We start from the raw sequence: 19368 nt of genomic DNA on the forward strand, positions 1-19368 counted from the left end.
ACGGAGGAGGCGTTCATGCAATGGTAGAAAAGCATATGCAGGATCATAGAAATCAGCGGGGGAATTGGACGGTATGGCGATGGCTTATTGTATGCCTGTTGGTCGTATACGTCGTTGTGTTTATGCCAACTCCCTATGTCATCTACACACCGGGCAGTGCTGAGCCCGTAAAGCCTATGGTTCAGGTAGGGCAAGACGATGTGACGGAGAGCGGCACCTTTATGCTAACAACCGTGAGAAGGACATATGCCAATATCGCACTTTTAGGCATTCATTCATTTGATGATAATGCGCAAATTGCCAAAAAAGAGGATGCGCTTCGAGGGCGTTCGGAGGCAGAATACAACACAGAGCTTGTTTTTAGCATGACCGGTTCTCAAAGCAACGCGATTCTTGCAGCATATAATTATGCAAAGATCCCTTACAACATTGAGCAGAAAGGGTTGTACGTTATTGCCAATCTGCCCGATATTGCAAAAAACACCTTAAAGACGAATGACCGCATTGTCGAGGTGGAAGGACACACGGTGAATCAAGTGAAGGAGCTTCAGGCGATTATAAAGGAACATCGCGTTGGAGACACTTTGAATGTTGTCGTCGAACGTGACGGCAAGAAGGAGCAAGCTTCTGCAACGCTCGTTTCATTCACCTCAAGCCTAGACAAAACGAAGAAGCAAATTGGTTTTGGCATTCAGTTTGGAGAGAAGACGGAAGTTGTCCCAACGAAGAAAGAGCATGTCATCACATTTAAGGACAACAATATCGGTGGTCCCTCTGCAGGCTTAATGTTTACCCTGGAGCTCATTAATCGCTTGACACCAGGAGACCTAAGCCGCGGCTTGAGAATTGCAGGCACCGGCGAGATTACACCCGATGGCGAAGTGGGGATTATCGGCGGAATCCAGCATAAAGTAGTTGCTGCGGATCGGGAAGGGGCTGAGCTGTTCTTGGCTCCTGAAGGCAATTATAAAGAAGCGAAAGCCAAAGTGGATAAAATGAAGACGAACATGAAGGTTGTATCCGTGCGAACCTTGCAAGACGCATTAGATGCCATCGAGACCTTTCAAAAATAAGCATGACGTTGGGATATCATCTGTATCATTGCTGTTCATGAATAGGCTGACAAGAAGAGGGTGCGCTTAGGCGCATCCTTTTTTAGATGAGGGTTGTAAAAAGAGGAAATAAGGAGTAATATTGTTTCTTAAGAAACAATATTCATTGGTTTATAAAATACATTTAATAAGTATATATATCTATATTGTTTCCTAGTAAACAAAAAAAAGGTGTGGTGGCAGTGAGTGGAACAAAATCGTTAGAAGGGCAGATCCATGAGTTGTATATACAATTCCTTCATCTGCAAGAGGAGCAGGAGAAGCGGGAACGGGATGTATTCCTTGCCGAGCTTCAGCAATCCATAGGGAAACAGGCGTCTTTTCACTTGACCGATATTCATGTGCTCGCTTGTATTGGGAAGCATGAACCGATCAATGTTACTTCCATTGCCGAGCGCATGTCGTTAAGCAAGGGAAGTATTTCTAAGATTAATGCCAAGCTGTTAAAAGAGGGATGGATTCGCAGGACTCAGCTAAGTGACAACAAAAAAGAAATCTACTTTCGGCTGACGCCAGCTGGAAAGAAGATATTTTTGCGTCATGAGGAATTGCATGAGGAAGCAAAAGCGTTGTATGTCTCCTATTTGAGACGATATCCTGATGATCAGCTGCGCTTTATTAAGCAATTGCTCGTAGATGGGATTTCTGCCATAGAAGGCGGTCAGCTTCATTTGAGAACAATGAAATGAGAACAAGGGGGGGAGTGCGGATGAGTCGTAACTCGACTAGAACCAGAGCAAAATCATCTTATATACTGTATGTGGTAGGGATAAGTGCCTTTTTAGCGTCACTTATGCAAAATATATATTCGCCTATTATTCCCATGCTTCGGGATTCATTTGAAGTCCCGATATCCTTAGTGAACTTGTCTGTATCGTTGTTTATTTTGATCATTGCGGTGCTGCAGATCGTAATGGGGCCGATCATGGATGCGAGGGGGAGCTATCGCCTATTAATCAGCGGACTTGTCTTGACGGTTATCGCGAGTATTGGCTGTGCGCTTGCGACTCATTATCCGTTGTTCCTGCTCTGCAGAGTGCTTCAAGCGGTTGGCACGGCATCGCTGCCGCTCGTGGCGGTTACCACGATCAGCAGTACATTTGAAGGCGTTGAGCGCGGACATGCAATGGGAACGTATCAAATGCTTCTCTCCCTTGCGCCGGCGATAGCTCCTGTGCTAGGCGGCTTTATTGGTGATCATTATGGCTATGCAGGCATCTTCTGGTTCTTGACTGGAGTGTCGGTGTTAATGGTGGCACTGTCAATGCGCTATTTTCCTAAAGACAATACGAAAAAGAAAAAGCCCGCTGCAATTCCAAATGTTGCAAGGACATACATTCATATCGCAGCAAATAAAGAAGCGAAGCCCTTGATGTTGATTGGATTTGTGTATTTTTTCATTTATTTTATTATTCTTGTGTTTTTGCCTGCTTTATTGATTGATCATTATGGAGTCGGTTTATCCTTAGTTGGATTGTTGTATCTTCCGATGGCGCTTAGCAATGTTGCGGGCACCATGATCTATAAGGCTCTGCAGGCAAGGTGGCCGCGTGCCGCTTTGTTCATTTGCGGCAATGCGCTGGCAGCTGTCAGTCTATTGCTGTTTGCAGCAATGGAATCTTTCTCGATTCTAGGACTGTCGATTGCTCTATTTCTGTTTGGCATGTCGGGCGGGGTGCTCATACCTTTGTTTACGACGATGCTCAGTGAGGCGTTCGAGTCTGAACGAGCCAGTGCGCTTGGCATGTTTAACTTTGTGCGCTATGCAGGGATGGCGGCAGGACCGATATTCAGTGGAATGTGGCTTGCTGTCTTAAGCGATATCTCCTTGTTTTTCACACTAAGCTTGGGATATGCGCTGCTTGTTATTCTCGTCAGCAAACCGATGTGGAATCAGGTGCGTGGCTGGATCCATAAAAAAAGTTCGAAGGCAGAGCATGGAGCTTAATGATAAAAAGATCGAGTCTACTCAGAGTTCTCTGGATAGACTCGATCTTTTTGGCTGTTAAGAGGCATCATTACCGTCTTATTGGCGGTTCATAATAGTCTCGGTAAGCAAGCTTTCCCGTCCAATTGGAAAACGCATTGGCATATATGGCTGTTGCCTGCACATCAGCAGTCAGCCCGCATATGCCTCCTAGCTGGGCATTGTCTCGTGTCACTTTGTGAACAATCGGGCAGGATGCGGTCTTGCGCATTCGCTTCAACAAGGTTTGCCCCTTCTCATTGAATCCTAGCACTCGAATGTAGGCAGGGCCTTGAGCGAGCGCTTCGGGACCAAAGTGCACCTTGCGATGCCCAAGCAAAATATGCGTGAGCATGCGTTGAAGCTTGGTGCGGGTATAGCGTTTTGACTTGATGTGAGCAATAAACGCCTCCGTTGTAAGCTCAGCCAGCTGCGGCAGCGCTTGCTCCATGCGATATTCAAGTCCTTCGGTCACCTCAAGCAGTTCAGCCAGCTGCTGACGAGAGGAACGCTGCAATTGATAGAACAGATGATGCTCAAGCTGCTTCCAAGAGACAGGAGCGCGCCCCATGTCTTGCGCCTGCTGCAAAATATTCCATGACGAAGCAGGCATATAGGAAGCGGGGGAGTGATCTTCGATAATCAGCTTGCGAATCGCCGTGGCGCTAGCGATGAACGAATCATTCACATCTTGGTCGTGATACCCTGCCTTCTGCCTTGCAATCGTATATGGGATAATCGAACTTCGAATGCGATGGAGGGCAATGAGATAATGAAGGCCTAGTGAATTGTTAGGCTCTGCGATCCAAGACGGGTCGCTTTTCTCCAATGCCGTGCCCTGCTCTAGTGCGTCGTCGGCATTCTCCACATGGGACAGCGGAGAAGCCGTGCTGCATGAAGCCGCAGCTGCAAAGGCTGCGGGATAATTCATTCCATGCTTAAGATGATGGCGCAGCGAGGCTTGGAATTCATCGGATTCATCACTCAATCGCTCAGCTGCGGCGGATAATGCCGCAAGATTGCCGATCTCGCTGCCAAAGCACAGCGTATCGACAATGCCCGTGGCTTCAAGCAGCGATACTGCTCCATAAGCAAACCATTCCGCAGGCTGAACCGAATAGGCAACAGGCAGCTCGATAAGGAGATCCACGCCTTGATGCAAAGCCATGTCTGCGCGCGACCATTTATCAAGCAATGCAGGTTCGCCGCGCTGCAAGAAATGGCCGCTCATCACTGCTACGACAGCCTCCGCACCCGTTACTTTGCGAGACTGCTGGATATGGTAGACATGTCCGTTATGTAAAGGGTTATATTCAACAATGATGCCAACCGTTCGCATTCATGTTATCCTTTCTATACTAGGGATGACCTCTATTATATCGAATCTCTCCCTGGTTGGGAAAGCGTGTGTGCTGTAAGATGATAGGGCATTCTTCTTTTGAATAAGAAAAGAAGGATCGGGTTTGCATTCGATGCGGTTTGTTCGTTCAAACTAAACGAGTAGAGAAATAATCTGTCAAACGAATTTGGTTGACAAAGCATAAGCCTAATGGCTATAATTAATTTTGTTTGTTTGAGGTGATATCATGCACTTTAATTATCGAGATGTGAACCGAGGTCAACGTGTACATATTCGTGAGACGCTTCCAGTCGATGACGTGATTAAGGAACGTAACGATATTCAGCACATTGAACCGGTTGATGTCGATTTAACTGCAACGGCAGCGGATGAAGGCAGAGTCGATGTGCATGGTCGCATCACGGCGACGATGAACACGGTCTGTTCCAGATGCTTGGAGCCGCATGAAGAGACCGTTGTTATTCCGTTTCATGAGCAATTCATGATGGCGGATGCTGCAGATCTTCCAACAGACGACGAAGATGAAGTCATAGTTGTGACGGATGAGAACGTTGATCTGAAGCCATATGTGGAGGAAGCGGTCTTTGTTCATTTGCCATTCGCACCGTTGTGTAAGGAAGACTGTGCTGGTCTTTGCCCTACATGCGGGAAGAATCGCAATGAGCAGTCTTGTGATTGCTCGAATGAACGAATTGATCCGCGACTGGCGGGGTTGCAAGATTTCTTTAAGAAATGATCAACCGAACCTACAAGGTAACATGGAAATAACGTAAGGAGGTGGGAACATGGCAGTACCTCAAAGAAGAACTTCCAAAACACGCCGCGATATGCGCCGTACTCATTTTAAGTTAGAGGTTCCGGGCATGGTTAAATGCGAACAATGTGGTGAGTTGAAACTTGCGCATCACGTATGCAAAGTTTGCGGAACATACAAGCAAAGAGAGATTATCAAACAATAATCTTGGGATGGGACTAGCGTTAAGCGAGTCGTCCACCTGAAAATAGCATCTCATCCTTGTGGTGGGATGCTATTTTTTTATGCCAATCCATACATAGATTGACGTGCCCAAATGGCTGCATCCTTAAGCCTTATACCTAATTCCAGATGCTGTAATGAAACTGGAGCTTTTCAATTAAGGTATTTTTATATATACTTGATTAGTACCTGGTTCTAAGAAGAGGTTTTAATCGAAATCAATATTTTTCATTCATCATATATCTATTCTAAATGTGCGCCATGTTAGACACACTAATAAGGAGGTGCGGGACATGGTTCGGTTGCCGAAGAAAGAGCGTCATCAACAATTAATGAAAATGATTGAAGATAATCCGTTCATTACGGATCAAGACTTGACCCGCATGCTCCGGGTGAGCATTCAAACGATTCGCTTGGACCGGATGGAATTAGGCATTCCTGAGCTTAGAGAGCGCTTGAAGCTGATGGCAGAGCAGTCCTATGATCAGGTTCGATCACTTCCTCTAGATGAAGTGATTGGTGATATCATTGATTTGCAATTAGACCGCAGCGGCATCTCTATTTTTGAGATCAGGCAGGAGCATGTCTTCTCTAGAACGAAGATAGCACGCGGCCATCATCTCTTTGCACAGGCGAACTCGCTTGCTGTGGCCGTAATCGATGACGAGATTGCACTCACAGCAACGGCGGATATTCGCTTTGTTCGCCAGGTCAAGCTTGGTGAGAAATGTATCGCCAAGGCATATGTGAGGTCCATATCCGGAGAACGCCATAAGGCGAAGGTCGAAGTGTTCAGCTACGTAGGCGAAGAACTTGTGTTTCAAGGACACTTTATCATATTCCGTTCAAAAACTGAGTCTGGCGGAGAAGGAGTAGAGCATGAAGATAGTCATTGATGCAATGGGCGGCGACCATGCCCCGAAGAGCAACGTAGAAGGGGCATGTGAAGCAGCGAAAATGTGGAAGGATATGGAGATTATCCTCGTGGGAGATGAAGCGCAAATACGTCCGCTCTTGCAGGATGCTCCGAGCAATATTACAGTTGTACATGCTCCTGAACGCATTGAGGCTGATGATGAGCCGGTGAAGGCGGTACGTAGGAAAAAAGGCGCCTCTATGGTCATGGCAGGCAGGATGGTTCGTGAAGGTGAAGCGGACTGCATGATCTCGGCGGGCAACACAGGCGCTTTGATGACCACAGGGCTGCTTGTGGTTGGCCGTATGGATGGCGTGGAGCGTCCAGCGCTTGCTCCGATGCTGCCGACAACAGACGGCAAGGGAGTGCTTGCGCTTGATCTGGGAGCGAACATGGATGCGAAGCCTGAACATCTCGTTCAATACGCCATTATGGGAAGCATTTATCGCGAGAAGATGCACGGCATGCCGAAGCCTCGTGTAGGCCTTTTGAATGTCGGAACGGAAGCCAAGAAGGGCAATGAACTGACAAAGGAAGTATTCCCGATGCTGGAGAAGGCAAACATTCATTTTGTAGGGAATGTCGAAGCTAGGGATGTGCTTGAGAGCAATTGTGATATATTAGTTTGTGACGGTTTTGTCGGAAATGTGATGCTGAAATCGTTGGAAGGAACGGCAGGTTCGTTATTTGATGTTCTGAAAAAAGAATTTACACGCAACTTCATGACTAAGATGGCAGCAGCCATATTGATGCCAGGCTTGAAGCGGCTGAAGAAGATGATGGATTATAAAGAGCATGGCGGCGCTCCGCTGCTAGGACTGCAGGGGCTCGTCATTAAGGCCCATGGCTCCTCTGACAAAAGAGCGGTCTTGAATGCAATCCGGCAAGCGCGTACGGCTTTGGAGAATCAGTTGATCGCCACAATTTCTTCTGAGATTGCTGGGAATAATAGCGGGAAGTGAGTTGAAATCGTGATGAAGATGCCTTCAGTGGGAATTTTGGGGACTGGAAAATATGTGCCAGAACGTATTTTGTCAAATGAAGATTTGGCACGAATGGTAGATACCAATGACGAATGGATTGTGACAATGACAGGAATGAAGGAGCGCCGAATTGCTGCAGAGCATGAGGCGACTTCTGACTTGGCGTATGAAGCGGCTGTGCGTGCTATAGACGCAGCAGGCTTAACGGCTGAAGAGATTGATCTCATTATGGTGTGCTCGGTAACACCAGACATGATGTTCCCATCTACAGCCTGCATCGTTCAAGAGCGTCTAGGGGCCAAGAATGCGGCTGCATTCGATCTATCGGCTGCTTGTGCTGGTTTTATTTATGGCGTAGCAACCGCAACAAGCTATATCAAGACTGGCATGTACAAGCATGTGCTCGTTATTGGTGCTGAGACGCTGTCTCGCATTACGGATTATACCGATCGCAATACGTGCATCCTGTTTGGCGATGGCGCTGGAGCTGCTGTGCTTGGCCCAGTACCAGAAGGAAGAGGGTTCCATTCCTTTGAGCTTGGCGCAGATGGCAGGGGATCGGAGCTGCTTACGCTAGAAGGCGGTGGTTCTCGCTATCCAGCCTCTATGGATACGCTTGAAGGCAAACGACACTTCATCTATATGAATGGCCGCGAAGTATTCAAATTTGCTGTGCGCATCATGGGCTCGGCTGCGGAAGAGGCGCTTGCCAAGGCTGGCAAGACGAAAGAAGATATTGATCTTCTGATTCCGCATCAGGCGAATATTCGTATCATTCAGTCTGCAATTGATCGTTTGAATCTTCCAGCTGAGAAGTGTATGATCAATATTCCGAAGTACGCGAATACGTCAGCAGCCTCCATTCCGCTTGCTCTAGCAGAGGCCGTGGAGGAAGGCCGGATTAAAGAAGGGGATACGATCGTCCTCGTAGGGTTTGGCGGCGGCTTGACATGGGGAGCTGCTGTTCTGACTTGGTAGTGTTAGTTCAGTAAAGGGGTGACAACTTTGGGCAAAATTGCATTTATATTCCCAGGCCAAGGCGCTCAAGCCATTGGCATGGGCAAAGATGTGTATGATCAGGTTCCAGAAGCTCGCGAGATCTTCGATGTTGCGAATCGTGTCCTGGACTATTCCTTAACCGATATTATCTTTAACGGTCCAGAGGATCAATTGAAGCAAACGGCGAACACGCAGCCAGCATTGTTAACGACAAGCTATGCGCTCTATAAAGCCTTTGAGAAGAAAGGCATCAAGCCGGACTTTGTCGCAGGGCATAGCCTTGGTGAATACAGTGCTTTAGTGGTAGCCGGCGTGATGACGTTCGCTGAGGCTGTTGCGATAGTGCGCAAGCGCGGTCAGTTCATGGAACAGGCTGTTCCTAACGGAGAAGGCGGCATGGCAGCGGTGCTCGGCGCATCGCGTGAAGCACTCGGCGCGTTATGCGACGATATAACAGCCGTAACGGCATCTGTAGAAATGGCGAACGTGAATTGCCCGGGCCAAATTGTCGTGTCTGGTGCCGCTGCAGGCATTCAGGCTGTTGTGGAACGCGGCAAAGAAGCAGGGGCGAAACGTGTTCTTCCATTGGAAGTAAGCGGACCGTTCCACTCCTCCTTAATGAAGCCTGCTGCTGTTCGCTTGGATGCGGCACTTAGCGAAGTGCACTGGCAGGATGCGTTCATTCCAGTCGTATCCAATGTATCCGCACATGCGGAGCAGAATGCAGATCGTATCCGCACCTTGCTTGTAGAGCAGGTATTTTCTCCTGTGCTATGGGAAGATAGCGTGCGTTATATGATCGAACAAGGGACCGATACGTTTATTGAGATTGGTTCTGGCAATGTATTATCGGGTCTGATCAAGAAGATCGACCGTTCCGTCCAGATTGTGACGCTGAACTCCTTGGAAGCGATTCAAGCCTATACCGCTCAATAATCGAAGCATGGCAATGGGACGGCTTGGGAAGCTCGTTCCCATATATGACCATATGAGTATATGAGGAGGAATTAAGATGTCGAATATGGAAGGTAAAGTGGCGCTGGTAACGGGTGCTTCTAGAGGAATCGGACGCTCGATTGCCCTTGCTTTGGCTTCAGCCGGCGCCGATGTCGTTGTGAACTACGCTGGCAGCGAGACTGCTGCAAAGGAGACGGCTGAGGCCATTGAAGCCATGGGACGCCGTGCCATCACCGTGCAGGCCAATGTCGGCAAGTCCGACGAGGCAGAGCAATTAGTTAAGACGGCCTTGGAACAATTCGGTCGAATTGACATTCTTGTGAATAATGCCGGGATTACTAGAGATAATTTAATTATGCGCATGAAAGAAGAGGAATTCGATCAAGTGATCGAAACGAACCTCAAGGGCGTCTTCAACTGTCTGAAGTCTGTAACAAGACCAATGATGAAGCAGCGCTCCGGACGCATTATCAACATTTCATCTGTTGTAGGCGTTATGGGCAATCCTGGCCAAAGCAACTATGTTGCAGCTAAGGCTGGCGTGATTGGCCTTACAAAGGCTTCCGCTCGCGAGTTGGCATCCCGCGGCATTACAGTTAACTGTGTCGCTCCAGGCTTTATTGAGACGGAGATGACCCATGTGCTGCCTGAGGAAACTCGCGCTGAGCTGATGAAGAGCATCCCGCTTGCGCGTCTAGGCGCTCCAGAGGATGTCGCGAAGGCGGTTCTGTTCCTAGCATCTGATGATGCGAACTACATGACAGGGCAGACGCTTCATGTCGATGGCGGCATGTATATGTAGGCTTACCAGTCTATGATTTCATAGACTTTGAGCAATTTTTTGTTAGATGTTGTTCCATATGGCAATTTAGAAGGTTTTCTCGTATAATACCAAAGAGGAGGTGAACCGGATGTCTACTGAAGTGTTTGAGCGTGTTAAGCGTATCGTCGTAGAACGCCTTGGCGTTGACGAGGCTGAAGTGACTCTCGAAGCATCTTTTAAGGATGATCTTGGCGCTGATTCCCTCGATGTAGTGGAATTGGTGATGGAACTAGAAGATGAGTTTGATATGGAAATCTCTGACGAAGACGCAGAGAAGATTACATCAGTTGGTGAAGTTGTAAACTACATACAATCTCATACCTAAGATTGTAGAGTCCCGTTACTATAACGGGACTTCTCCTCATTCATGTAAGGATTCTTTCGTCATAAGATGCGTTGTTTCAACGTATTCAATCATAAATAGAGCGTCAACTTTTGAACAATCGAGGTGAATTTCTTTTGAAGAACAGGGTTGTAGTGACCGGCATGGGAGTAATTACAGCACTAGGCTCAGATCTAACAACATTTTGGAACCATTTGTTAGAAGGGAAGTCTGGTGTCTCTCTCATTGAATCATTCGATGTTTCTGAATACCCAACACAAATTGCAGCGTCGGTCAAGGATTTTAATCCAGAACTGTATATGGATAAAAAGGAAGTTCGCCGAATGGATCGCTTCGTACAGTTCGCTGTTGCGGCCAGCAAAAAAGCGGTAGAAGATGCGAAGCTGAACATGGCAGAGGAAGATCCTGAGCGTGTCGGCGTAATTGTGGGCTCAGGCATTGGCGGGCTTGGAACTTGGGAAGATCAGCATCATATTCTCATTGAAAAAGGGGCAAAGCGTGTAAGTCCATTCTTTATCCCGATGATGATCGCCAATATGGCGTCTGGTCAAGTGTCCATGACCCTTGGAGCGAAAGGGCCGAACACCGCAGCAGTATCTGCTTGCGCAACGGGAACTCACTCCATCGGTGATGCCTACAAGATCATTCAGCGCGGAGACGCCGATGTTATGATCTGCGGGGGTGCTGAAGCAACGATTCGCCCGCTTGGTCTTGCCGGCTTCTGCTCAATGAAGGCGATGTCCACGCGCAATGATGAGCCGGAAAAAGCAAGCCGTCCGTTCGATACAGGACGCGATGGTTTTGTGATGGGTGAAGGCTCAGGTGTGCTTATCATTGAGTCTCTCGAGCACGCATTGAAGCGTGGAGCGAATATCTATGCGGAAATTATCGGCTACGGCATGAGCGCAGATGCGCATCATATTACGGAGCCAGATCCTACAGGCGCTGCTCATTGCATGATGCGTGCCATTAAGGATGCGGGCATTGATCCGTCTGATGTCGATTATATCAATGCACATGGCACGTCGACTCCAGTGGGAGATCGCTCTGAGACAACGGCGATCAAGGCTGCGCTTGGCGAGCATGCGTACAAGGTAGCTGTTAGCTCCACGAAGTCAATGACAGGCCATCTGCTTGGTGCAGCTGGCGGTATCGAGGCGGTTATTTGCGGTTTGACATTAAAGAATGATATGATCGCGCCTACGATTAACCTTGACAACCAGGATCCTGAGTGTGATCTTGATTACGTTCCTAACGTGGCGAGACAGCAGGATGTAAATGTAACGATGTCGAACTCGTTCGGCTTTGGCGGACACAATGCGACATTGGTTATGAAGAAATACGAAGCATAAGGAGTCATACAGTTGAATGCAGATCTGAAGCAGTTACAACAGAAACTGAATGTTACATTTCGAAATAGACAGCTGTTGAAACAGGCATTCACTCATGCATCTTACGTGAACGAACATCGCTTCGGTCATCATCAGGACAATGAACGTCTGGAGTTTCTTGGTGATGCTGTGCTGGAGCTCACTGTCTCCGAGTTTTTGTTTGAACAATGTCCGAATCGGCCGGAAGGCGAGCTGACGAAGCTTAGAGCTTCTATTGTATGCGAGCCATCGCTTGTGAACTTTGCGAACCGGCTTCACTTCGGACAATACGTTCTATTAGGCAAAGGCGAGGAGCTAACAGGTGGTCGTACAAGACCTGCTCTGCTTGCAGATGTGTTTGAGTCGTTTGTTGGTGCGCTGTATCTGGATCAGGGCCTAGAGCCTGTCCGTGAGTTTTTGCGGCGTTTCATCTTCCCACTTATCTCCTTGGACGGCAAGCTCCAAACCAATGACTATAAGACACAGCTGCAGGAATTAACGCAGCAGTACAGTCTTGGTTCATTGGAGTACCGTATCGTGGAGGAGCGCGGTCCGGCTCATGAGCGTGAATTCGTATCCGAAGTGTATATGGGCGATGAATGTCTAGGTCGCGGCTTAGGACGCTCCAAGAAGGAAGCGGAGCAGCACGCAGCTGCACAAGCACTTGAACATGTCGTCATCCCGAAATCATAACGTACTGTGGACCGGCGCGTTGCCGTCGGTCCGTTTCGCAGAAAGAGCAAAGACCAGCTTGCGGGACGAGGCTTGAAGCCATTGTCAGGATGGCTGATTTTTGCTCTTTCTACCATATAGGAAGAATATGGGTGTGAATGATGCGTGAAGGCATCTGTCATGTCCTCCTATTGGCGAATCCACTAGCCTTTGAATATAGTCTGCTATGCATAATGGATGGCGTAACCTTACATATTCAACTGATGAGATTGCGATTGTAAGATAAAGATTCACTAAGGATGGCGATATGCTGTACACGAAAGAATACTAGAGGTGAATGGATAAATATGTTCCTGAAACGGTTGGAACTTGCCGGTTTTAAGTCGTTCGCGGATCGGACGGAGTTGGAGTTTGTTCAAGGTATTACAGGTGTGGTTGGTCCGAATGGCAGCGGCAAAAGTAATATATCGGACTCCATCCGTTGGGTGCTTGGCGAACAGAGTGCCAAATCTCTGCGCGGCGGCAAGATGGAGGATATCATCTTCGCAGGAAGTGACGCCCGCAAGGCTGTCAACTTTGGCGAGGTGTCGTTAACATTAGATAATAGTGATGAATCGCTTCCGCTAGACTTCAATGAGGTCACGGTCACTAGACGCGTGCACCGCAGCGGGGATAGCGAGTATTTTATAAATAAGCAGTCCTGCAGGCTCCGTGATATTACGGAGTTGTTTATGGATACAGGAATTGGCAAGGAGGCTTACTCCATTATTGGACAAGGCCGAATTGAAGAAATATTGAGCACGCGTTCTGAGGATCGCCGGGGAATCTTTGAGGAAGCATCGGGTATTGTGAAGTACAAATCCCGCAAGCGCGACGCAACGAAGAAGCTTGATGAGACAGAGCAGAACCTCGTACGCATCCATGACTTAATTGTGGAGCTTGAGGATCAGATTAATCCTTTAAGGGAGCAATCCGAGAAAGCACGTCACTATAAGCAGCTCAAAGAACTGCTCAGAAACAAAGAGATTGCGGTATATGTCCATCAGATTGAACAGCTGCACCACAATTGGCAGGAAGCAAACCAGAAGCTTGCACAGTTGAAGGAGAAGGAGCTGTCCTTGTCAACGGTGGTAAGCGAGCATGATGCGAAGCTTGAAGTACATCGTGTTGCGCTTCGCAAGATCGAAGAAGAACTGGAGAAGCTGCAGGCTACCCTGCTCCATTACAGCGAGGAGTACGAGAAGTGCGAGGGTCAAGGTGAGGTGCTGCGTGAGCGCAAACGCAATCTTACCGCCAATGAGCAGCAGCTTAAGGTTACGATTGCGCAGACTTCGGAGCGTCTTCACTTAAAGCAGGCAGAACTGCAAAGCGTGAAGGACAAGCGGCTTGCCATCGAGATCGAGTTGAATGAAGCGCAGGGCTTGATTCAAGCTGAGCAGGAACGCCTAGTTGGCGTCGCCGGAGGCGCAACTTCTGATGCGGAGGAGTCCTTGAAGGGTCAATTGCTTGAAGTATTGAATCAGATGGCGCAGCAGCGCAACGACATTCGTTACTATGAGCAGCAGCGTGAAGCCCTTCAGAAGCGTCTAGATAAGATGGCGCAGGCTCGGCAGAAGCGAGAGCAGGAACAGAAGGAACTGCGCAAAAAAAGTGCGGATACAAATCGTCGAATGGAGACCTTGTCTGATGATCTGAACTATATTCGCAATCGCTATACGAAAGAAGGCGAGCAGCTAAAGCAGGATGAGAAACTGCTGGAGGAAGGTCAGCAAGCGATCCGCAAGTGGCAGCAGCGCTATGACTCGCTGATCTCAAGACGAGATACGATGAAGGAGCTGCAAGATGATTTTGACGGCTTCATGCTTGGGGTAAAAGAGGTGCTTAAAGCCTCCCGCCGCCCGAATGGGCTCACAGGTGTCCATGGTGCGGTTGCCGAACTCATTACCGTTCCAGAGTATTTGGAGACTGCCGTCGAGACGGCTCTTGGGGCGTCGCTTCAGCATGTGGTGATGGAGAATGAGTCCGTATCCCGCCAAGCTATTGCATTTTTGAAACAAAGACAGCTGGGACGAGCAACCTTTCTTCCGCTGGATGTCATTCGAACGCGCACGATGCATGATTCCGATCGCCGTACGATCGAAGGCATGGAAGGCTACGTAGGTATTGGTGTCGATCTGGTTAAGACCGATGCAGCTTATGCCCAGATCGTAGGCAGCCTCCTTGGCAATGTCGTCATTGCCGAGAAGCTCGAAGATGCGAACCGTATCGCAGCCAAGCTGAATTACCGCTACCGCGTTGTGACGCGCGAAGGCGATGTCGTGAATGCAGGCGGATCCATGACAGGCGGAAGCTTGAATAAGAAAAGCGCCAATCTGCTCGGCCGCAAGCGTCAGCTTGAGCAGCTGGAGCATGACATAGCAGAAGTCGAGCAGCAGCTATTCAAATTAACCGATTCAATAGCAGAGCTCAAGCAGCGCTGTTCTCAAGGGGTTAAGCGTCTCGATGATTTGCGAGAGCAAGGAGAGAGCAAGCGCCTGACGCAGCAGCAGCTTGCAACAGAACTTCAACAGCTGGAGAAGGAAGTTGCTCAGCTGGATAGCGCGGTAGAGCTGGAGAATCAGGAGCTGTCCTTAGCGAATGACGAGATGAAGACGCTCGACGCTGGACGATTAACAGCGGAGGGCCGTCTTGCTGAGCTTAAGGTGGAAGAAGACAAGCTGCAAGTAGCGATCCAGCAGGCTGAATCGAAGCGCAAGCAAAATGAATCGGCTAAGGAAGAGCTGCAATCCCAGCTTACGGACCTGAAGGTCAGACACGGGAAGCTTGATCAAGAGTTGTTCTCGCTTAATGAGCAGCAAAAGCGTACTGAGCTGGACTCCAAAAATTATGAGAAAGAGTATACGCATCAGACGCAATCGTTGATTCAAGTGCAGATTGATCTGGAAACCGTTGAGCGTGAACTGCTGAAGCAGGTGGAGGACTTGAACCATTTTGGAGCTAAGAAGCAAGATGCTGCTCAGAATATGGACTTCAAGCGTGCGGAAAGACTGCAATCCCAGCAGACGCTGGAACTGGCTGAGAGCGATACGAGAGAACAGCGTACCGAACTGAAGCAAGTGGAAGAGGCAATGCGGCATACTGAGATTCAAGCCAACCGCCTTGATGTAGAGCTTGACAATCTGCTTCGCAAACTGTCCGAGGAATATGAAATGAGCTTCGAGCAGGCGAAGCAGCGTTATATGATTCCTGAGGATATCGGAGCTGCTGAGCTTGAGGTGCGCAACCTAAAACGTCAAATCTCGGCCCTTGGCGAAGTCAATCTCGGTGCAATTGAAGAATTTGAGCGGGTGAACGAGCGCTATCAATATTTAAGCGAGCAGAAGAACGACCTGATAGATGCCAAGACGACGTTATATGAGGTTATTAAGGAGATGGACGATGAAATGTCCAAGCGCTTTAAGACAACATTTGACGCGATTCGCAAGCAATTTGTCGTCGTATTTGCTAAGTTGTTTGGCGGTGGACGAGCAGACCTTGTCATGGCTGATCCTGAGCGAGTGCTGGAGACAGGAATTGATATCGTCGCTCAGCCGCCAGGCAAGAAGCTGCAGAATTTGCAGCTCCTATCGGGTGGCGAGCGCGCCTTGACCGCGATGGCTTTATTGTTTGCCATTCTTCATGTTAAGCCTGTGCCATTCTGTGTATTGGATGAGGTCGAGGCGGCTTTGGATGAAGCAAATGTTACAAGATTCGCGCAGTACCTGCGGGAATTCTCTGAAGTCACGCAGTTTATCGTGGTGACACACCGAAAAGGCACGATGGAAGAAGCTGATGTGCTGTATGGCGTTACGATGGAAGAAGGCGGGGTATCGAAGCTCGTATCCGTCAAGCTTGAAGATGATGAAGCGATCATTGCGTAGAACGGGGGAGAACCATGAGCTTTTTTAAAAAACTAAAAGAGAGTATCGCAACGAAAACGGAAACTGTCACTTCGAAGTTTAAAGAAGGACTAGAGAAGACAAGAAAAGGATTTGTGGAGAAGGTTACAGATCTCATCACTCGTCGGAAGAAGATCGACGAAGAGTTCTATGAGGAACTCGAAGAAATTCTGATCGGGGCGGACGTTGGCGTAACAACCGTCATGAACCTGATTGATGATCTTCGAGAAGAAGTGCGCAAGCGCCGGATTGAGGAAGCGGCAGATCTTCAGCCTATCTTGTCTGAAAAACTAATAGGGCTGCTGCGCGGCGATGAAGAGAATGACATTCGTCTCAATCAAGGTGGATTGACGGTTATCTTGTTCGTAGGCGTGAACGGCGTAGGCAAGACAACGACAATTGGCAAGCTTGCTCATCGCTATAAGCAGCAGGGAAAAAAAGTGCTGATGGCGGCAGGGGATACCTTCCGCGCAGGCGCAATCGAGCAGCTTGAGGTCTGGGGCGAGCGTGTAGGCGTTGATGTCATTAAGCATCAAGCAGGCTCTGACCCAGCGGCGGTCATGTTTGATGCCGTTCAGGCAGCGAAGCAGCGAAGCGCCGATATCCTGCTGTGCGATACAGCGGGCAGATTGCAGAATAAAACTAACCTGATGGAAGAGTTGAATAAGATCTTCCGTGTCATTCAGCGTGAAGTTCCAGACGCTCCACATGAGGTATTGATGGTGCTTGATGCGACCACTGGTCAAAATGCCCTCTCGCAAGCCAAGCTGTTCGGAGAGAAGAGCGGTGTGACAGGTCTTGTGCTTACAAAGCTGGATGGCACAGCGAAGGGCGGTATCGTCATTGCAATTCGCCAAGAATTGAATCTTCCCGTGAAGTTTGTTGGCCTTGGAGAGAAAATGGACGACCTTCAGCAATTTGATTCAGAGCAGTTTGTTCATGCTTTGTTTGCAGGGCTGATTCAAGACCAAGAGAAGGAACAGCAAGCAGAAGCCTAGTGGCTCTATAGGACGCAAAACAAGGCAGTGACGGCATACGTCACTGCCTTGTTTTGTGGTGATTCATATGATCTGCTGGAAAATGGGATTGAGGTACGGATTGACTCATTATTCACCTTGATCTGGATATGCAGCTTGCAGAAATAAAATGGATTGACGAATCAACTCCTTTAAGACGTCAATATCGATATCATCCACTTTATTAACGTAAACACAGGATTTGCCGGTTGTATGTTTCCCGAAGTCGGCCAGCAGCCGCTCTCGTTCATGATCGCCTGTTGCAAAGTAGAGACTGATCTTCGCTTTTCTTGGCGAGAAGCCGACAAGAAAGTATTCGCCAGAGTGACCGGTTGGATAGGTATAGCGATAGGAGCCGAAGCCAATCATCGTGGGGCCCCACATCTTTGCCTTGTAGCCGGAAACCTCAGTAAAGATATCGAGCAGCCTGTAGGCATCGGCTTTCTTGCGTTCATTCTCGATCGCTTCGATAAAGGCAATGACGCTTTCTCCAGTTTCCTTTGTCTTTAACTCATACACGATGATCGTTCTCCTTTGTGTGTAGGATGAATGCTGCTCATTAATACTGAGCTTGTCTACTCATCTTGCGCCAATTGCTTCTACTTTAATCAAGTGCATATGACGTGTCAATTAAAAAGCAGAGAAGTGTATCGAGCTTCACTGTCTTGAATGTCATAATCATGAACAGCCTATGTAAAGGGTTCAGTGTGCTCAATAACGGTCTTTGATGACTGGTATTTTAGCCAAAGCCCGAATAGAGAGGACAGCATGAGCATGAATCCGCCAAACCAGTATACCATTTTTGCTCCCCACAGATCAGCAACAGCTGCAGAGAAGGCGATCGATAACCCGAATAGGAGGGTTGATAGTGATTGCTGTGCTGCAAATAACTGCGGCTGGTCATATAGAGGCACGAGCTGCTGCATATAGGTTCGCTGTGCAATATCGCGCAGTTGAAAGCATGGACCCATGCATACGACGAGAATTAAAGCCCAATACGGCTTTACATTCCAGGCATAGAGCAGCACAAGAAGGCTGAAGCAGAAGGAGCCTAAGATAATGGAGCCTAGCAGTTTGCGCTCTATCCATTTTGACAATGGGAGAAGGAGTACGCCTCCAATTAGCGTGCCGACATAATAGGCTGCGTTAATATATCCCCACCAGGCTTCAGATTGCTGCAGCACCTCTTTTACGAAAACAAGCGTAACGGCTCCAATCCATATTCCGCCTGCTATTCCTTCCATGATGTCCATCATGGTTATGATCCTTATGCGAGGATGCGAAAAGAGCACATGCCAACTGCTCCACCATGCTTTTGGCGCACGTTCGACTGGCTTCTCCTCTCCTAATACGGAGGATGAGGGAATCAATACTTGCAGCAAGCTGCTGACTAACAGGAGAATAACGCATAGATGAAGGACTCCAATCTCGCCAATCTTTGCAATCCATAGGCCACCTAGTGTCCAGCCAAGCAAAGATATCATTTGGGTACCTGTAGTAATCAGATTGTTGGAGCGGACCCAATGTGCCTGCTCCACAATTCTAGGGTACATCGCGCTGGCTGCTGCATGGGCACAACCGCCTGCATAGCCCGTCATTGCTGCACATAGCAAGGCCAGCAGGCTAAGCAAGACCGGATCATCATATACGAATAGCCCGAGAAGAGCGAACAGCAAGCTAAGGACTGACTGCAAGTGCTGAAATCGGCTAGCAACCTTCCGCAGCGTCCATCGTTGATACCAATAGGGTAGACTGACTCCGCTCGCTAAGACGGATAATGATCGGACAAATGTAATAGATCCTGCAAGTAAAGCTGACCCTGTCGTCTTATAGAGGAGTGCAATCCATGTCATTAACCATAGTGATGTTGCAAATTCCGCTGCAGAACGACCTGTCCATAACGTATAAAACAGGCGATTCACGAGCTGCTCATCCTT

18 protein-coding genes are annotated in these 19368 nt (G+C 48.5%); 15 read left to right on the plus strand and 3 right to left on the minus strand.

The features are described from left to right. Nucleotides 1-20 precede the first annotated feature (20 nt). The 3 genes from B9Y93_RS02755 (at nucleotide 21) to B9Y93_RS02765 (ending at nucleotide 3060) form a co-directional block, all read left to right on the plus strand. Nucleotides 21-1073, plus strand: a complete 1053-nt coding sequence (locus B9Y93_RS02755; protein ID WP_085492814.1) for a YlbL family protein — start codon at nucleotides 21-23, stop codon at nucleotides 1071-1073. Between the two features lie 221 nt (nucleotides 1074-1294). Then, nucleotides 1295-1801, plus strand: coding sequence for a MarR family transcriptional regulator (locus tag B9Y93_RS02760; RefSeq protein WP_085492815.1), 507 nt, complete (start codon nucleotides 1295-1297; stop codon nucleotides 1799-1801). A gap of 20 nt (nucleotides 1802-1821) precedes the next feature. Continuing rightward, the gene (locus tag B9Y93_RS02765; protein ID WP_085492816.1) at nucleotides 1822-3060 is read left to right on the plus strand and encodes an MFS transporter; all 1239 of its coding nucleotides are present in this window, start codon (nucleotides 1822-1824) and stop codon (nucleotides 3058-3060) included. A 70-nt stretch (nucleotides 3061-3130) separates the two neighbouring features. On the opposite strand, the gene B9Y93_RS02770 is transcribed toward B9Y93_RS02765, so the two are convergent. Further along, nucleotides 3131-4417: a nucleotidyltransferase gene (locus B9Y93_RS02770; protein ID WP_085492817.1), complete on the minus strand. Its 1287-nt coding sequence runs from the start codon at nucleotides 4415-4417 to the stop codon at nucleotides 3131-3133. A 247-nt stretch (nucleotides 4418-4664) separates the two neighbouring features. On the opposite strand from B9Y93_RS02770, the gene B9Y93_RS02775 reads away from it, so the two are divergent. From B9Y93_RS02775 to ftsY, 12 genes are all read left to right on the plus strand, one after another. After that, nucleotides 4665-5174: a YceD family protein gene (locus B9Y93_RS02775; protein WP_085492818.1), complete on the plus strand. Its 510-nt coding sequence runs from the start codon at nucleotides 4665-4667 to the stop codon at nucleotides 5172-5174. A 49-nt stretch (nucleotides 5175-5223) separates the two neighbouring features. Next, nucleotides 5224-5397 (plus strand): 50S ribosomal protein L32, encoded by a 174-nt coding sequence (gene rpmF / locus B9Y93_RS02780; RefSeq protein ID WP_085492819.1) that lies wholly within the window; start codon nucleotides 5224-5226, stop codon nucleotides 5395-5397. 319 nt (nucleotides 5398-5716) lie between these two features. Further along, the gene (gene fapR, locus B9Y93_RS02785) at nucleotides 5717-6310 is read left to right on the plus strand and encodes a transcription factor FapR (protein WP_170936433.1); all 594 of its coding nucleotides are present in this window, start codon (nucleotides 5717-5719) and stop codon (nucleotides 6308-6310) included. Next, complete coding sequence (plsX, locus tag B9Y93_RS02790; protein ID WP_085492821.1) at nucleotides 6294-7292, plus strand: phosphate acyltransferase PlsX; 999 nt, start codon at nucleotides 6294-6296, stop codon at nucleotides 7290-7292. Before fapR ends, plsX begins: the two co-directional genes overlap by 17 nt. A 12-nt stretch (nucleotides 7293-7304) precedes the next feature. Beyond that, a complete protein-coding gene (locus B9Y93_RS02795; RefSeq protein WP_085492822.1) occupies nucleotides 7305-8291 on the plus strand; it encodes a beta-ketoacyl-ACP synthase III in 987 nt (328 codons plus the stop codon). A gap of 27 nt (nucleotides 8292-8318) precedes the next feature. Then, entirely contained in the window at nucleotides 8319-9248 is a 930-nt protein-coding gene (fabD, locus tag B9Y93_RS02800) for an ACP S-malonyltransferase (RefSeq protein WP_085492823.1), read from the plus strand. A gap of 76 nt (nucleotides 9249-9324) precedes the next feature. Next, entirely contained in the window at nucleotides 9325-10071 is a 747-nt protein-coding gene (fabG, locus tag B9Y93_RS02805; RefSeq protein ID WP_085492824.1) for a 3-oxoacyl-[acyl-carrier-protein] reductase, read from the plus strand. 109 nt (nucleotides 10072-10180) lie between these two features. After that, nucleotides 10181-10417: an acyl carrier protein gene (acpP, locus tag B9Y93_RS02810; RefSeq protein WP_085492825.1), complete on the plus strand. Its 237-nt coding sequence runs from the start codon at nucleotides 10181-10183 to the stop codon at nucleotides 10415-10417. A gap of 134 nt (nucleotides 10418-10551) precedes the next feature. After that, nucleotides 10552-11787 carry a beta-ketoacyl-ACP synthase II gene (gene fabF, locus B9Y93_RS02815; RefSeq protein WP_085492826.1) on the plus strand — a complete coding sequence of 412 codons (1236 nt, stop codon included), beginning with the start codon at nucleotides 10552-10554 and terminating at the stop codon, nucleotides 11785-11787. A gap of 12 nt (nucleotides 11788-11799) precedes the next feature. Then, nucleotides 11800-12498 carry a ribonuclease III gene (rnc, locus tag B9Y93_RS02820; protein ID WP_085492827.1) on the plus strand — a complete coding sequence of 233 codons (699 nt, stop codon included), beginning with the start codon at nucleotides 11800-11802 and terminating at the stop codon, nucleotides 12496-12498. A gap of 326 nt (nucleotides 12499-12824) precedes the next feature. Then, the gene (smc, locus tag B9Y93_RS02825; RefSeq protein ID WP_085492828.1) at nucleotides 12825-16397 is read left to right on the plus strand and encodes a chromosome segregation protein SMC; all 3573 of its coding nucleotides are present in this window, start codon (nucleotides 12825-12827) and stop codon (nucleotides 16395-16397) included. Nucleotides 16398-16411: 14 nt separating this feature from the next. Beyond that, the gene (ftsY, locus tag B9Y93_RS02830; RefSeq protein WP_085492829.1) at nucleotides 16412-17413 is read left to right on the plus strand and encodes a signal recognition particle-docking protein FtsY; all 1002 of its coding nucleotides are present in this window, start codon (nucleotides 16412-16414) and stop codon (nucleotides 17411-17413) included. Nucleotides 17414-17521: 108 nt separating this feature from the next. Here the strand turns inward: ftsY and B9Y93_RS02835 are convergent, their stop codons facing one another. Together B9Y93_RS02835 and B9Y93_RS02840 are read right to left on the minus strand one after the other, a co-directional pair. Continuing rightward, on the minus strand, nucleotides 17522-17950 hold the full coding sequence (locus tag B9Y93_RS02835; RefSeq protein WP_085492830.1) for a DUF1801 domain-containing protein: 429 nt from the start codon (nucleotides 17948-17950) through the stop codon (nucleotides 17522-17524). 170 nt (nucleotides 17951-18120) lie between these two features. After that, the gene (locus tag B9Y93_RS02840) at nucleotides 18121-19353 is read right to left on the minus strand and encodes an MFS transporter (RefSeq protein ID WP_085493934.1); all 1233 of its coding nucleotides are present in this window, start codon (nucleotides 19351-19353) and stop codon (nucleotides 18121-18123) included. Nucleotides 19354-19368: the final 15 nt, after the last annotated feature.

The organism is Paenibacillus aquistagni, assembly GCF_900177815.1.
Lineage (GTDB): Bacteria > Bacillota > Bacilli > Paenibacillales > Paenibacillaceae > Paenibacillus_B > Paenibacillus_B aquistagni.